This is a genomic window from Oerskovia sp. Root22 (assembly GCF_001429135.1).
Lineage (GTDB): Bacteria > Actinomycetota > Actinomycetes > Actinomycetales > Cellulomonadaceae > Oerskovia > Oerskovia enterophila.
This window is the reverse complement of the sequence record NZ_LMIL01000007.1, coordinates 267953-281776: the sequence shown is the minus strand read 5'-3', so window position 1 is coordinate 281776 and position 13824 is coordinate 267953. Positions and strand designations below refer to the sequence as shown.

Sequence of the window (13824 nt, the reverse complement as noted above, 5' to 3'; positions counted from 1 at the left end):
CGAGCAGGGGACAGGAGTCCGGAACGCCGACCTCGCATGGGGTGCATAGGGGACTCATCGGACAGGGGTGCGGTTCGACCGACGCAGGATCGTCGTGCCATGCTGCGTACTTCTGCCCCGAAACTGCGGGGTCCAGTCCCCTGAGGAGCTGTGATGTCCGGCAACGCCCCCGTGCCTCCGCCGCCCCCGCACTCCGAGCCTGCCCAGCGCCCGCCGGCCTTCCAGCCGGCGGCGCAGCAGCCCGTGACGTACCCGAACCCTCCGTCGCCCGACCAGCAGGCCACGGCGTACCAGCCCGCGCAGCCGTCGTACGGCGACGGTCAGGCGACCGCCTACCAGGCGCCCGTGCCCGCTGCGCAGCCGCCGGCCTACCAGCAGCCGCCGGCCCAGCCGGGCTACGGCCAGGATCAGCAGGCCACGGCGTACCAGCCCGCGCAGCCGTCGTACGGCGACGGTCAGGCGACGGCCTACCAGGCGCCCGTGCCCGCTGCGCAGCCGCCGGCCTACCAGCAGCCGCCGGCCCAGCCGGGCTACGGCCAGGACCAGCAGGCGACGGCGTACCAGCCCGCGCAGCCCGTCGCCCCCGCGGCCCAGCCGGTCTACGAGCAGCAGCCCGCGTACCAGCCGCCCCCGCCCGCGTTCGCCCCAGGCTCGGGCCAAGCCGCCCAGCAGGCGGCCGCGCAGCAGGCCGCCTACCAGGCCCAGGTCGCCTACCAGCCGCAGCAGGCGGCTCCCCAGCAACAGGCGTACGCACCTCAGCCGGCCGCGCAGCCCTACCAGCCGACCTACGCCGAGCAGGCGCAGCCGGCAGGGCCCGCGCAGCCCCCGGCACGGCCGAAGGGCCCGGGGAAGGGCGGCGGCTCGGGTGGTGGCCGTCGGCTCAGCCCTGGCTGGATCGCCTTCATCGCGGTCGACGTCGTCCTCGTCGCGATCGTCATCGCGTTCGCGATCAGCCTGGCGGGCGGCGGCGAGGACCCGGCGACGCCCGAGGGGCAGGGTACGGTCGCAGAGGCGCCCGCGGCGACCCCCGAGGCCCCGGCCGAGGACGCCCCGGTCGCGGTCACGGGCGAGACCGTCACGACGCCCAGCAAGAACATCACCTGCACGATCGGTGACCAGGGCATCTCGTGCGGGATCGCCGAGCTCGCGTCGCAGCCCGCACCCGTCGAGGGGTGCAAGGGCACCACGGGCTACCTCGTGACCCTCACCGCGGACGGGGTCGACATCCCGTGCGTCCCGGCCGCCGCCCAGCCGCAGAAGGCCGGCGACGACGTGGCCGTGCTCGAGTACGACCAGACCAAGACGGTCGGGACGTACACGTGCACGAGCTCCAAGACCGGCATGCGCTGCACGGACAGCGAGACCGGCAAGGGGTTCAACGTGGCCAAGGCCGGGCTGTCCTCCTTCTGACGCCAACCGCCCGGGTGCGTGACGCACCCGGGCGAGCGGCGCCGTCGGGCCGGACCAGCCGCGGTGGACGCCCCCGGCACCGCGACGACCGCTGCCCCGGTCCCCCGACGGGGACCGGGGCAGCGCCCGTCAGGGGAGGTCACCAGATGCGGACGCGCTCCTCCGGGGCGAGGTACAGCGCGTCGGACTCCGTCACGCCGTACGCCTCGTAGAACTCGTCCACGTTGCGGACCACGCCGTTGCAGCGGAACTCGTTGGGCGAGTGCGGGTCCGTCGCGAGACGGCGCACGACCTCCTCGTCACGGCCCTTCGACTGCCACACCTGGGCCCAGCCGAGGAACACGCGCTCGATGCCCGTGAGGCCGTCGATCACGGGCGCCTCCGACAACGGCCGGCCCAGCGCGATGCGGTACGCCTTGAGCGCGATCGACAGCCCGCCCAGGTCGCCGATGTTCTCGCCGATCGTCAGCGCGCCGTTGACGTGCGGGCCGTCCGCGGGCAGCTGGACCGGGCGGAACGCGTCGTACTGGGCGATGAGCGCCTTGGTGCGGATCTCGAACTCGGCCCGGTCCTCGGGCGTCCACCAGTCCTCGAGGCGGCCGTCGCCGTCGTACTTGGAGCCCTGGTCGTCGAAACCGTGGCCGATCTCGTGGCCGATCACGGCCCCGATCCCGCCGTAGTTGACCGCGTCCTCGGCCTCGGGGTCGAAGAACGGAGGCTGGAGGATCGCGGCCGGGAAGACGATCTCGTTCATGCCCGGGTTGTAGTACGCGTTGACCGTCTGCGGGGTCATGAACCACTCGTCGCGGTCGAGCGGCTTGCCGATCTTGCCGAGCTCGCGGTCCTGGTCGAACGCGTTCGAGCGGCGCACGTTGCCCAGCAGGTCGTCCGCCTCGACCACGAGGGCCGAGTAGTCGCGCCACTTGACCGGGTACCCGATCTTGGGCGTGAAGGCCTCGAGCTTCGCGAGCGCCTTGACCTTGGTCTCCTCCGTCATCCAGTCGAGCCCCAGGATCGACTCGCGGTAGGCCGCGACGAGGTAGGCGACCAGCTCCTCCATGCGGGCCTTGTGGGCCGGCGGGAAGTGCCGTTCGACGTACACCGCACCCACGGCCTCGCCCAGCGCGCCCTCGACGAGCGAGACACCGCGCTTCCAGCGCTCGCGGACCTCCTGCGCCCCGGAGAGCGTACGGCCGTAGAAGTCGAAGTTCGCCTCGACCAGCTCGTCCGTGAGGTACGGCGCGCGCGCCGAGACCAGGTGGTAGACGGCCCACAGCTTCCAGTCCTCGAGCGGCACCGACTGCCACAGCTCGGCGAACCCGGTCGCGAAGCCCGGCTCGCGGACCACGAGGTGGTCGAGCGACCCCTCGGGCGCCCCCAGGGCCAGGACCCACGCGTGCCAGTCGAAGCCCGGCGCAGACCCGGCGAGGGCACCCAGCGTCATGGGGTTGTACGTGAGGTCGGCGTCGCGGTCGCGCACCACGTCCCAGTGGTGGGCTGCGAGCTGCGTCTCGAGCGCGAGCACGCGCTCGGCGGCCTCCTCGGGCGTCGCGCCCCACGTGTCCGCGGTGACGCCCGCGAGCGTCAGCATGCGTGCGACGTGCGGGACGTACTTGGCGCGCACGTCGGCGTACTGCTCCTCGCGGTAGTACGCCTCGTCGGGCAGGCCCAGGCCGCCCTGGTACAGGTACGCGACGTACTGCTCGGGGTCCTTGGCGTCGTTGTCGACCCAGAACCCGAACGCGCCGGCCCCGCCCGTGCGCTGGAGCGCGCCGAGCGCGCCCGTCAGCTCGGCCTGGGTCGTCGCGGCCGCGAGCAGCGCGAGGTCCGGGGCGAGCGGGGTCACGCCGCGCGCCTCGATCGTGCCGGTGTCCATGAAGCTCGCGAAGAGCGCACCGATCTGTGCCTGGACGCCCGTGGCGTCGCCCGCCTCGACCGCGGCCGCGGCATCCTTGATGATCTCGCGCACGTGCTCCTCGGCCTGGTCGTGCAGCGCGCGGAACGAGCCGTCCATCGAGCGGTCGGCCGGGATCTCGTGCGAGTCGATCCACCTGCCGTTGACGTGCCGGTACAGGTCGTCCTGCGGGCGGACGGCCGGGTCGATCGCGGACAGGTCGATGCCGGAGGTCACCGTTCGCGCAGTGCCGGCGGCGCCCGCCGTGCGACCCGCGACGTGTGGTGTGGTCTGTGTCATGCGTCTCAGGTTATGCGAGCGCGAACGCATCCGGGGCGTCCATCGGGGATGATGGGGGCCATGCGCGTTCACATTGCAGCGGACCACGCGGGGTACGAGCTCAAGGCTCACCTCGTCACGCACCTCAAGAGCTCGGGCCACGACGTCGTGGACCACGGCGCCCACGAGTACGACGCCCTCGACGACTACCCGTCGTTCTGCATCGCGGCCGGCGAGGCCGTCGTCGCGGAGCCCGGGAGCCTCGGCGTCGTGATCGGCGGCTCGGGCAACGGCGAGCAGATCGCCGCCAACAAGGTCGACGGCGTGCGCGCCGCCCTGGCCTGGAACCTCGACACCGCGAAGCTGGCCCGTCAGCACAACGACGCCAACGTCATCTCGGTCGGCGGGCGCCAGCACACGGTCGAGGAGGCCACGTCGTTCATCGACGCGTTCCTCGCCGAGCCGTTCAGCGGCGACGCGCGCCACCAGCGTCGCATCGACCAGCTGGCCGCCTACGAGGCTTCGCGCCACCAGGCGTGAGGTCCGGCTTCTCCGTGCCCGGCGTGCGCGGGCTGCGGGTGACTTCCCGCGTGCGCGGGCTGTCGGCGACTCCCCGCGTGCGCGGGGTGTACGGCGCGACCCGTGCCTGAGGGCCACACCGTCCACCGCCTCGCGCGGACGTTCGGCGAGCTCTTCGCGGGCCAGGTCCTGGCGGTCTCGAGCCCGCAGGGCCGGTTCGAGGCGGGCGCGGCGCTGCTCGACGGATCACGTCTGGTCGCCTCGCGCGCCTGGGGCAAGCAGCTCTTCCTGGGCTTCGCCGACACTTCCGCACGCCCGGGTCCGGGCGGTGCGCCCGCCGTCCCTCCCGACGACGAGCTGCGCTGGCTCCGCGTCCACCTGGGCCTCTACGGGGCCTGGACGTTCGCGGGGGACGGGAGCTCCGCCGTCGTGCACGCGATCGGTGCGCCCCGCAAGCGCATCGGCGAGCGCGACTCGATCCCCGCCGGTCCGCTCGCGTCGCTCGCCCCCCAGGGCGAGGACGGGTGGACCCCTCCGCCGCCCCGCGGGGCCGTGCGCGCGCGGCTGGTCGGCGACCACGCGGTCGCGGACCTGACCGGTCCCACGGCGTGCGAGGTCGTGTCCGCCGACGAGGTGCGCGCGGTCGAGGCGCGGCTCGGACCCGACCCGATCCGCGACGACCCGCCCCCCGCGGGCGGCCCCGACCGCTTCGTGGCGGCCGTGCGACGCTCGCGCACGAGCGTGGGGCAGCTCCTCATGAACCAGGACGTCGTCGCGGGGGTGGGCAACATCTACCGCGCCGAGGCGCTCTTCCGCGCGGGTCTCGACCCGCTCGCCGCGGGCCGCGACGTGCCCGCCGAGACGCTGCGGGCGATCTGGGAGGACCTGGTCGTCCTCATGCGTGAGGGGGCCGCGACGGGCGCGATCGTCACCACCCGCCCGGAGGACCGCCTGCCCGACGGCGCCACGCACCCGCGCCCAGCTCCTGGTCCCGGGGCCCCTCGTCAGCAGGTGCGCCAGAACACCGACGGATCGACCGGGGCGGTGCCCGCCGACCAGGCGTTCTACGTCTACCACCGCGACGGGCTGCCCTGCCGGGTGTGCGGCACGCCCGTGCTCATGAAGGACCTCGCGGGCCGCAAGCTCTACTGGTGCCCGACGTGCCAGCGGTGACCCGAGGCCTCGCCGACCGCTGAGCCGGTCCTCTCCTGGCCGTCGAGTGCATGATCCGGCTGCGACACGCCCGGCGTGTCGTAGCCGAACCATGCACTCGACGTGGAGTCGGTCAGAACACCCAGCTCGACACGGGCGCCACGGGCCACCCGAACGCCGCGGCGGCGGCTCCCAGCGTGCCCGGCCTGTGCTCGGTGACGAGCCCGGCCGTCGCGAGCGCGGCGAGCGACACCCCGCCCAGGAAGACCGAGCCCAGCTCGCGCACGTCGAGCGACAGGTCGGCCGGGTCGTCGGTGCGCTCGCACGTCGCCTCGCCGAACGCCGTGGCGCGCAGCCGCCAGTGGCCCGAGTTGTCCGGGACGCGCTCGTCGCTCACATGCAGGACGACGTCGACGTCCCCGGCGTACCGGCGTCCGGCGAGCGCCACGGGGACGTCGAGCACACGGACCCACAGGTTGTCCGCCACGCGCCCGGCCGCGGCGCGCGGGTTGACCAGGAGGTGGGTGATGGCGTCGTCGACCGGGATCATGAACGGCTCGATCTCGCTCGTGAGGTCGAGGTCGGTCAGCACGCCCCACAGGGCCCGGGCGGCAGCGGCGTCGAGCGCGACGACCTCGCCCGTGCTGACCGTGCCGCGCGGACCCGTGGTCTCCCACGCGACCTTGCGGCGGAAGGTCGCGTAGCCGCGGGGCTCGCCGTCGCGCTCGACGACCACGATGCGCTCGGACTCGCGGCCCCGGCGGAACACGGCCGGGTCCGACCACCACGACTCCTGCAGCTCGGGCGTCTCGCGCGTGACCCAGCCGGGCCGGTTGATCCCCGTGCCGTGACCGCCCGGGTCGGCCCCGGCAGCGCGGTGCAGGGTGTCGACGAGCTCCCCGTGCCGCGCGCGGTCGGCCTTCTCGATGCGGACCGTGTGCTCGTCGGCGCCCGCGACGTCGCGCAGGGCTGCACCCCGGGGGATGGTCAGGCGCAGGTCCTGCGCGGCCTGCCCGTAGCCGAAGCGTCCGTAGATCGGGGCCTCGGCCGCGAAGAGCGCCGAGACCGGCTCGCCCGCGGCCCTGGCCTGCTCGAAGTGGACGTCGATCATGGCGCTGAGGATGCCCCGGCGACGGTGCTGCGGATGCACGCCCACCCAGGTCAGGCCGCTCACCGGCAGCGTCCCGCCCGGCACCGGGAACTGGGAGAACGGGTACGAGGAGTGCATGGCCGCGAGCTCGCTCACGGTCGGGACCGCGCCGTCGAGCGGGACGGCGTCGGCGTCCTGGTGCTCGCTCACCACGCCGAACGTCCGCGACCAGGTCAGGGGCAGCGGGAGGTCGACCTGCTCGTCGAGGTCGACCTCGGAGGGGAAGGCCCACGTGTCCACGTCGAGGAGCGCGCGCTTGTCGGCCTCGGTGAGCGGCGCGATGCGGTAGCCGGCGGGCAGGGGACGGCGGGAGGGGGTGGTCATGCCCTCATCATCAGGGCGTGCGGGGCGAGCGTGCCAGGGGAATTGTCGGGGGGAAGCGCCGGGTACGCTCGCCCGGTGGACCACGAGACCGACCCTGCCGACGCCCGCCAGGAGTATGCGGACGCGGTGCTCGCTCTCGTCGCGGCGATCCCGAGCGGGCGGGCCATGACGTACGGCCTCGTCGCGGAGATCGTCGCGGAGTCCCTGGGCCGGGGCGGCCCGCGCCAGGTGGGCCAGGTGCTCGCGCGCTCCGACGGCGACGGCCCCGGCGATGCGGACCTGCCGTGGTGGCGCGTGGTCAACGCTGCGGGATCCCCGCCGGCCCATCACCTGACGACCGCGCTCGCGAACCTGCGGGCCGAGGGGTGTCCCCTGCGGCCGAGCGGCGAGCGCGTCGACCTGCGCAGGGCGGTCTGGTTTCCCGAGCAGCCTTCCTGAGTCCCGGAGCCCCGTGCGAGCGACGCCTGGCGTACCGCGCACGGGGCTCCGCGATCGGCGGGACCTAGGCCCGGGCGAGAAGCCCCGCGACGGTGCGCACCGCCGTCGGGTCCCCCTGGACCAGGAGGGTCGTGACCGCGGTGCGGCGCCACGCCTCGAGGTCGTGGGCGATCTTGGCCTCGGGCCCCACGAGCGCGACGTCCTCGACCAGGGCGGTCGGGACGGCCGCGACGGCCTCGGCCTTGCGGCCCGCGAGGTAGTGCGCCTGGATCTCGTCGCACGCGTCCGAGTAGCCGAGGCGGTCGAGCGCGTCGCGGTGGAAGTTCGCGCCCTTGGCGCCCATGCCGCCCACGTAGAGCGCGATGAAGGGGCGCACCTTGTCGGCGGCCTGCTCGACGTCGTCGGCCACGACGACCGGGACGGTGGCCGAGACCTCGAAGTCGGCGGCGGGGGAGCGTTCGTCCGAGCGTCGGGCGAAGCCCTCGTCGAGCAGGCCGCGGAACAGGGGGTCCATGCGCGGGCTGTAGAACAGGGGCAGCCAGCCGTCCGCGATCTCGGCCGCGAGCGAGATGTTCTTGGGGCCCTCGGCCGCGAGGTGGATGGGGATCTCGGGGCGCAGCGGGTGCACGGTCGAGCGCAGCGCCTTGCCGAGCCCCGTGGTGCCCTCGCCGGTCAGGGGCAGCTGGTAGAACTGGCCGTCGTAGGTGACGGGGCCCTGGCGTGAGATCACGTCGCGCACGATCTCGACGTACTCGCGCGTGCGGGCCAGGGGACGCGGGTAGGGCTGGCCGTACCAGCCCTCGACGACCTGCGGGCCCGAGACGCCGAGCCCGAGGATCGCACGCCCGCCCGAGAGGTGGTCGAGCGTCAGTGCGGCCATCGCGGTCGCGGTGGGGGTGCGGGCGGACATCTGCGCGACCGCGGTCCCGAGCCGGATGCGCGAGGTGTGCGAGCCCCACCACGCGAGCGGCGTGAAGGCGTCCGAGCCGTAGGCCTCGGCGGTCCAGATCGAGTCGACGCCCAGGCGGTCCGCGGCGACGATCGCCTCCTGGATGCCGGGCGGGGGTCCGGCGGACCAGTAGCCGGTGTGGATGCCGATGCGCATGGCGTTCTCCTCGTGTGTTCCTCGGCGCTGAGGTGCGGACGGGTCCGCGGGCTCGACGTGCGTCGAGCGAGGTTCCCAGAACCGGGAGTCCTAGGAACCGCGGCTCAATCTACCGTGCCCGACGCCGGGTACCCGCCACGGCGGTCGGCCTGCGGAGGGTCGTGGTCTGGCCGGGAGCGCCCGGAGGCGAGGCGGCAGCGTGGCCCGTCGCCCCGGACAGCACAGGAGGGGCGGCGCGCGTGGCGCCGCCCCTCCTGTGCTCGGCCTGATGGCCGTCGGTCGTCAGATCACGTACTCGATGAGCAGCGACGGGTCCTCGGCCGGCTCGGCGGGCGAGACGACCGGCTCCGGGACGCGGTTGCGGGCCGGGACCCCCACGGCCACCGACCCCGCGGGCACGTCCTTGACGACCACGGCGTTGGCGCCGACCTGGACGTCGTCGCCGACCCAGACCGGACCGAGGATCTTGGCGCCGGCCCCCACGACCACGCGGTCGCCCAGGGTCGGGTGCCGCTTGCCGCGCTTCATCGAGCGCCCGCCGAGGGTCGACCCGTGGAAGAGCAGCACGTCGTCCCCCACGACCGCCGTCTCACCGATGACCACGCCCATGCCGTGGTCGATGAACAGGCGGCGCCCGATCTTGGCTCCCGGGTGGATCTCCACGCCGGTCGCCGCCCGAGCGACCTGGGCGATGATCCGGGCGGGCAGGCGCAGAGCGGGCTCGCGCCACATGCGGTGCGTGAGGCGGTACGCCCACACCGCGTGCAGGCCCGGGTAGATGAGCGCGACCTCGAAGCCGTTCCGCGCCGCGGGATCGCGGTGCCGAGCGGCCTCGAGGTCCTCCCTGAGGACTCTCAGGAAGCGTCGCAGGGGACTGGGAGGTCTCATCAGTCCAGCAGGTCGGCGTACAGCACGGAGGTCAGGTAGCGCTCGCCGAACGACGGGATGATCACGACGATGAGCTTGCCGGCGTTCTCCGGACGCTCCGCGAGTCGCAGGGCGGCCGCGATCGCGGCGCCGGACGAGATGCCCACGAGCAGGCCCTCCTCCTTGGCGGCGCGACGCGCGTACTCGACCGCGGTCTCGGCGTTGATGTCGATGACCTCGTCGTAGACGCTCGTGTCGAGGATCTCGGGCACGAAGTTCGCGCCGATGCCCTGGATCTTGTGCGGGCCGGGGGCGCCGCCGTTGAGGATCGCGGACTCCTCGGGCTCGACCGCGACGATCTGGACGCTCGGCTTGCGCTCCTTGAGGACCTGACCGACCCCGGTGATGGTGCCACCGGTGCCGATGCCGGCGACCACGATGTCGACCTCGCCGTCCGTGTCGGCCCAGATCTCCTCGGCCGTCGTGGCACGGTGGATCGCGGGGTTGGCCTCGTTGGCGAACTGGCGGGCCAGGATGGCGCCCTCGCGCTCGGCCACGATCTCGTCGGCCTTGTTGACCGCGCCCTTCATGCCCTCGGAGCCCGGCGTCAGGATGAGCTCGGCGCCGAACGCGCGCAGCAGCGCGCGACGCTCCTTGGACATGGTCTCGGGCATCGTCAGGACGATGTCGTAGCCGCGTGCCGCGCCGACCATGGCCAGGGCGATGCCCGTGTTGCCCGAGGTCGCCTCGACGACGGTGCCACCCGGCTTGAGCTCGCCCGAGGCCTCGGCCGCGTCGATGATCGCGACGCCGATGCGGTCCTTGACCGAGTTCGCGGGGTTGTAGAACTCGAGCTTGCCCACGACCGTGGCGCCGAGGCCCTCGGTGAGCTTGTTCAGGCGGACGAGGGGCGTGTTGCCGACGAGCTTCGTGACGTCGTCGTAGATGCGTGCCATGACTTCCTCTTCATCGTTGGTGGCCTGCGGCGAGAGCCGGGACCGAGGGGGATCAGCGGGAGCTGCCTGGGGTGGCACGGGGCTGCGACGGGGCAGGGGACGCGCCACGGGGCCTGTCGTCGGGTGGAGCGTCTCCCGGGGGAGGGGACGCTCTAGCGACAGGTGGGGCACGGACAACAGGACAGGGCGCGCGCGGGGGTGCTCACCGCGGGGGAGGAGCCGGCGTGACGCGTGGTCATGATCGCTCTCCTCGTCCTGTCTCGTCCTTGCCCGCAGTCGCGGCCCGCGCCGTGGTCGGCGAGGTGCCCTGCGGAGTCATGGTGCCTGGCCCGAGGCTATCGGCCCCTGCACCGGGCTGCAACGGTGTCTCATCCCCGACCGGACCCCTCGCGGGTGAAGTCGGGTGGCACGGCTCGCGGGGGGAGGACACGTGGGTCGTCGCACGCAGGTGCCAACGCCGTCGGGCGGGCTTTCCTTCCCGTCGCGAGGTGCCGGGCTCGCACCTATCGTCGGGAACGTCCGTGTGCCGTCGCGCGGGCGTCGTCACGTGTCGATGAAGGGACCAGCATGGCTGAAGAACTCCCGGGCTCCGTCCTCCCCGTTCCCGACCAGGTCTACCGGGGACCGATCGTCATGGATGCGAGGAAGCTCGACGAGCCGCTCCCGCCGCTCGAGGTCAAGAGGCCGCCCAAGAAGGCACCCAACGTCCTGCTGGTCCTGCTGGACGACGTCGGGTTCGGCGCGTCGAGCGCGTTCGGCGGCCCGGCGAGCACACCGACGGCCGAGCGGCTCGCGGGTGCCGGCCTCAAGTACTCGCGCTTCCACACCACGGCGATCTGCTCGCCGACGCGTGCCGCGATGCTCTCGGGGCGCAACCACCACCAGGTCGGCATGGGGCAGATCACCGAGACCGCGACCCCGTCGCCGGGCTACCGCTCGACGCGCCCCAACTCGTGCGTCCCGCTGCCGGAGATCCTGCGCCAGAGCGGGTACAACACGGCGCAGTTCGGCAAGTGCCACGAGGTCCCGGTGTGGGAGAGCGGCCCCACGGGGCCGTTCGACCACTGGCCCGCGTTCTCCGGCTTCGAGAAGTTCTACGGGTTCATCGGCGGCGAGACCAACCAGTACACGCCGGCCCTCGTCGACGGGGTCTCGTTGATCGAGCCTCCGGACGACCCGGACTACCACCTCATGCCGGACCTGGCCGACAAGGCGATCGAGTACATCAACCAGCAGAAGGCGCTGACGCCCGACAAGCCGTTCTTCGTGTACTTCGCGCCCGGCGCGACGCACGCCCCGCACCACGTCCCGCAGGACTGGATCGCGAAGTACCGGGGGAAGTTCGACCAGGGTTGGGACGCCGTGCGCGAGGAGACCTTCGCGCGCCAGCAGGCCCTCGGCGTCGTCCCCGCGGACGCGGTCCTCACGCCGCGCCCGGCCGAGATCCCGGCGTGGGACGACATGCCCGCGGAGCGCAAGGGGTTCCTGGCGCACCAGATGGAGGTCTACGCGGCCTTCCTCGAGTACGCGGACCACCACACGGGCCGGGTGGTGGACGCGATCGAGGGGCTCGGCATCCTCGACGACACGCTGGTCCTCTACATCATCGGCGACAACGGGGCCTCGGCCGAGGGCGGCCTCGAGGGCGCATACATGCTCTCGGCCGCGGCGAACGGGGGAGCGGAGTACGAGACCGCGGAGTTCTGGGCCGAGCACGTCGACAAGATCGGCGGGCCCGAGGCGTACAACCACTACGCGGTGGGCTGGGCGCACGCCATGTGCACGCCGTACCAGTGGACCAAGCAGGTGGCCTCGCACTACGGGGGGACCAGGAACGGGACGATCGTGCACTGGCCCGCGAAGATCGCCGCGCGGGGCGAGGTGCGCCACCAGTGGCACCACGTGATCGACGTCGCGCCCACGATCCTCGAGCTCGCGGGCCTCGCGCAGCCGCACACGGTCAACGGGGTCACGCAGGTCCCCATGCACGGCGTGTCGATGGCCTACTCGTTCGACGCCCCGGACGCCGAGGAGCGTCACCTCACGCAGTACTTCGAGATCATGGGCAACCGGGGGATCTACCACAAGGGCTGGACGGCGCAGACGCGCCACCGCACGCCGTGGATCCTCGTCGGGCAGCCGCCGGACTTCTCGCAGGACGTGTGGGAGCTCTACGACACGACGACGGACTGGACCCAGTCGCGCGACCTCGCGAAGGAGAACCCGGTCAAGCTCGCCGAGCTCCAGCAGCTCTTCCTCATCGAGGCCACGCGCTACAACGTGCTCCCGCTCGACGACCGGGCGGCCGAGCGCATGAACCCGGAGTTCGCGGGTCGTCCGACGCTCGTCCAGGGGGACACCCTGCGCCTGTACCCGGGCATGGTGCGGCTCAACGAGAACGTGGCGATCAACGTCAAGAACCGCTCGTTCTCGGCCACGGCCGAGGTCCTCCTGCCCGACGACGGCGCGGCCGAGGGCGTGCTGCTCGCCCAGGGCGGGCGCACGGGAGGGTGGGCGTTCTTCGTCGAGGACGGCAGGCTCGCCTTCCACTACAACTACTGCGGGCTCCTGCGGGCCACGGTGGTCTCGACGTCGCCCGTCGGTGGCGGCGTGCACCAGGTCCGGGCGGAGTTCGCGTACGACGGCGGGGGCATCGGCAAGGGTGGCGTGGTCACCCTGTACGTCGACGGGCAGGCGGTGGGGGACGGGCGCGTCGAGCGGACCCATCCCATGTACTTCTCGTTCGACGAGGGGCTCGACGTGGGGCTCGACACCGGGATGCCCGTGTACGAGGGGTACCGCACGTCGCGCGGGGAGTTCTCGGGGACGATCCACTGGGCGCAGATCGACCTGGGTGACGACGATCACGGTCACCTGATCGATCCGGAGGACCAGCTGGCCGCAGCCATGCGGCACCAGTAGACGGTCGTGGGACGACGACGGCGGCCCTGGGGTCCAGGGCCGCCGTCGTGGTGCGGAGCGGATGACGGGAATCGAACCCGCGTGATCAGTTTGGAAGACTGAGGCTCTACCATTGAGCTACATCCGCGCAGAAGAGACCGCCGTGGTGGCGAGGTCTGCGGCGCTACCTTAGCAAAGGTCCGGCAGGGTCGTCGCACCCGGGGCGCCCGTGCGGGACCTGCCCCGTGCGGGCGCGGGTCAGGTGAGGCGGAACGTGGCATCGCACGTGCGCGAGGACCCGTACACTTGGCCGTTGCTGGTGGTGGAGCGGTGCGTCTTCCCGAGGGGAGCTGTGCCTCGCCGCCGCCCGTCGCCTCCGGGTGACGTCTTCATCGGGGTGTGGCGCAGGTTGGTAGCGCGTCCGCTTTGGGAGCGGAAGGTCGCAGGTTCAAATCCTGTCACCCCGACGAGCACGAAGGCCCCTGTTCCGCCCACGGAGCAGGGGCCTTCGTCGTCCCTCGGGCAGGGTCGCGCTGGCAGGAACCTGACAGATCAGGCGAATCTGTCTTATGGGATGAGATGCCCAGGCCGCTTTGAGCACTTTGTCCGCTGTGGGCGGCAATAGATCGTTAGCGTTCCTTCCATATCGGTCGTCGTGACCGGTTGCCGCCGAGTCAACGTCGCCGCGGCGAGCCATCCGCGCCCTCGGGCGCACCTGGTATCGAAGCGGAGAACTCCTGTGACAGTGCTGCACGGACAAAGACCTGCCCCGCACCACACCGGTCGCCCACCGGCGACCCACGACCGGTCGGGGCGCCCGCTCGACCCG

Annotated in this window: 10 protein-coding genes and 2 tRNA genes; 6 read left to right on the top strand and 6 right to left on the bottom strand. The window is 72.7% G+C overall.

Annotated elements, in window-relative coordinates; all coding sequences use genetic code 11:
• Positions 1-153: 153 nt before the first annotated feature.
• Positions 154-1410, top strand: a complete 1257-nt coding sequence (locus tag ASE15_RS06105; RefSeq protein WP_056762172.1) for a hypothetical protein — start codon at positions 154-156, stop codon at positions 1408-1410.
• A gap of 139 nt (positions 1411-1549) precedes the next feature.
• On the opposite strand, the gene ASE15_RS06100 is transcribed toward ASE15_RS06105, so the two are convergent.
• Positions 1550-3604 (bottom strand): M13 family metallopeptidase, encoded by a 2055-nt coding sequence (locus tag ASE15_RS06100; protein WP_082618244.1) that lies wholly within the window; start codon positions 3602-3604, stop codon positions 1550-1552.
• Positions 3605-3664: 60 nt separating this feature from the next.
• Between ASE15_RS06100 and ASE15_RS06095 the strand changes: the two genes are divergently transcribed.
• Both ASE15_RS06095 and ASE15_RS06090 read left to right on the top strand, forming a co-directional pair.
• A complete protein-coding gene (locus tag ASE15_RS06095) occupies positions 3665-4123 on the top strand; it encodes a ribose-5-phosphate isomerase (RefSeq protein ID WP_056648578.1) in 459 nt (152 codons plus the stop codon).
• 102 nt (positions 4124-4225) lie between these two features.
• Complete coding sequence (locus ASE15_RS06090; protein ID WP_056762167.1) at positions 4226-5275, top strand: Fpg/Nei family DNA glycosylase; 1050 nt, start codon at positions 4226-4228, stop codon at positions 5273-5275.
• A gap of 112 nt (positions 5276-5387) precedes the next feature.
• Here the strand turns inward: ASE15_RS06090 and eis are convergent, their stop codons facing one another.
• Positions 5388-6728: an enhanced intracellular survival protein Eis gene (gene eis / locus ASE15_RS06085; RefSeq protein ID WP_056762165.1), complete on the bottom strand. Its 1341-nt coding sequence runs from the start codon at positions 6726-6728 to the stop codon at positions 5388-5390.
• A 75-nt stretch (positions 6729-6803) separates the two neighbouring features.
• Between eis and ASE15_RS06080 the strand changes: the two genes are divergently transcribed.
• Positions 6804-7166 (top strand): MGMT family protein, encoded by a 363-nt coding sequence (locus tag ASE15_RS06080; protein WP_056762163.1) that lies wholly within the window; start codon positions 6804-6806, stop codon positions 7164-7166.
• A 64-nt stretch (positions 7167-7230) separates the two neighbouring features.
• Here the strand turns inward: ASE15_RS06080 and ASE15_RS06075 are convergent, their stop codons facing one another.
• The 3 genes from ASE15_RS06075 to cysK form a co-directional block, all read right to left on the bottom strand.
• Complete coding sequence (locus ASE15_RS06075) at positions 7231-8271, bottom strand: LLM class F420-dependent oxidoreductase (RefSeq protein ID WP_056762161.1); 1041 nt, start codon at positions 8269-8271, stop codon at positions 7231-7233.
• 282 nt (positions 8272-8553) lie between these two features.
• Complete coding sequence (epsC, locus tag ASE15_RS06070; protein ID WP_056648587.1) at positions 8554-9159, bottom strand: serine O-acetyltransferase EpsC; 606 nt, start codon at positions 9157-9159, stop codon at positions 8554-8556.
• Entirely contained in the window at positions 9159-10094 is a 936-nt protein-coding gene (gene cysK, locus ASE15_RS06065; RefSeq protein ID WP_056648589.1) for a cysteine synthase A, read from the bottom strand. Before cysK ends, epsC begins: the two co-directional genes overlap by 1 nt.
• Before the next feature lie 567 nt (positions 10095-10661).
• Here cysK and ASE15_RS06060 point away from each other — a divergent pair.
• Complete coding sequence (locus ASE15_RS06060; RefSeq protein ID WP_056762159.1) at positions 10662-13016, top strand: arylsulfatase; 2355 nt, start codon at positions 10662-10664, stop codon at positions 13014-13016.
• A 56-nt stretch (positions 13017-13072) separates the two neighbouring features.
• Here the strand turns inward: ASE15_RS06060 and ASE15_RS06055 are convergent.
• Positions 13073-13143 (bottom strand) — tRNA-Gly (locus ASE15_RS06055).
• Between the two features lie 245 nt (positions 13144-13388).
• Between ASE15_RS06055 and ASE15_RS06050 the strand changes: the two genes are divergently transcribed.
• A tRNA-Pro gene (locus ASE15_RS06050) sits at positions 13389-13462 on the top strand.
• The last annotated feature ends 362 nt before the right edge of the window (positions 13463-13824 follow it).

Bases quoted from the DNA above. Each gene is read 5' to 3' on its own strand.
- ASE15_RS06105 (WP_056762172.1), top strand. From the start codon at position 154: ATGTCCGGCAACGCCCCCGTGCCTCCGCCGCCCCCGCACTCCGAGCCT.
- ASE15_RS06100 (WP_082618244.1), bottom strand. From the start codon at position 3,604: ATGACACAGACCACACCACACGTCGCGGGTCGCACGGCGGGCGCCGCC.
- ASE15_RS06095 (WP_056648578.1), top strand. From the start codon at position 3,665: ATGCGCGTTCACATTGCAGCGGACCACGCGGGGTACGAGCTCAAGGCT.
- eis (WP_056762165.1), bottom strand. From the start codon at position 6,728: ATGACCACCCCCTCCCGCCGTCCCCTGCCCGCCGGCTACCGCATCGCG.
- ASE15_RS06075 (WP_056762161.1), bottom strand. From the start codon at position 8,271: ATGCGCATCGGCATCCACACCGGCTACTGGTCCGCCGGACCCCCGCCC.
- epsC (WP_056648587.1), bottom strand. From the start codon at position 9,159: ATGAGACCTCCCAGTCCCCTGCGACGCTTCCTGAGAGTCCTCAGGGAG.
- cysK (WP_056648589.1), bottom strand. From the start codon at position 10,094: ATGGCACGCATCTACGACGACGTCACGAAGCTCGTCGGCAACACGCCC.
- ASE15_RS06060 (WP_056762159.1), top strand. From the start codon at position 10,662: ATGGCTGAAGAACTCCCGGGCTCCGTCCTCCCCGTTCCCGACCAGGTC.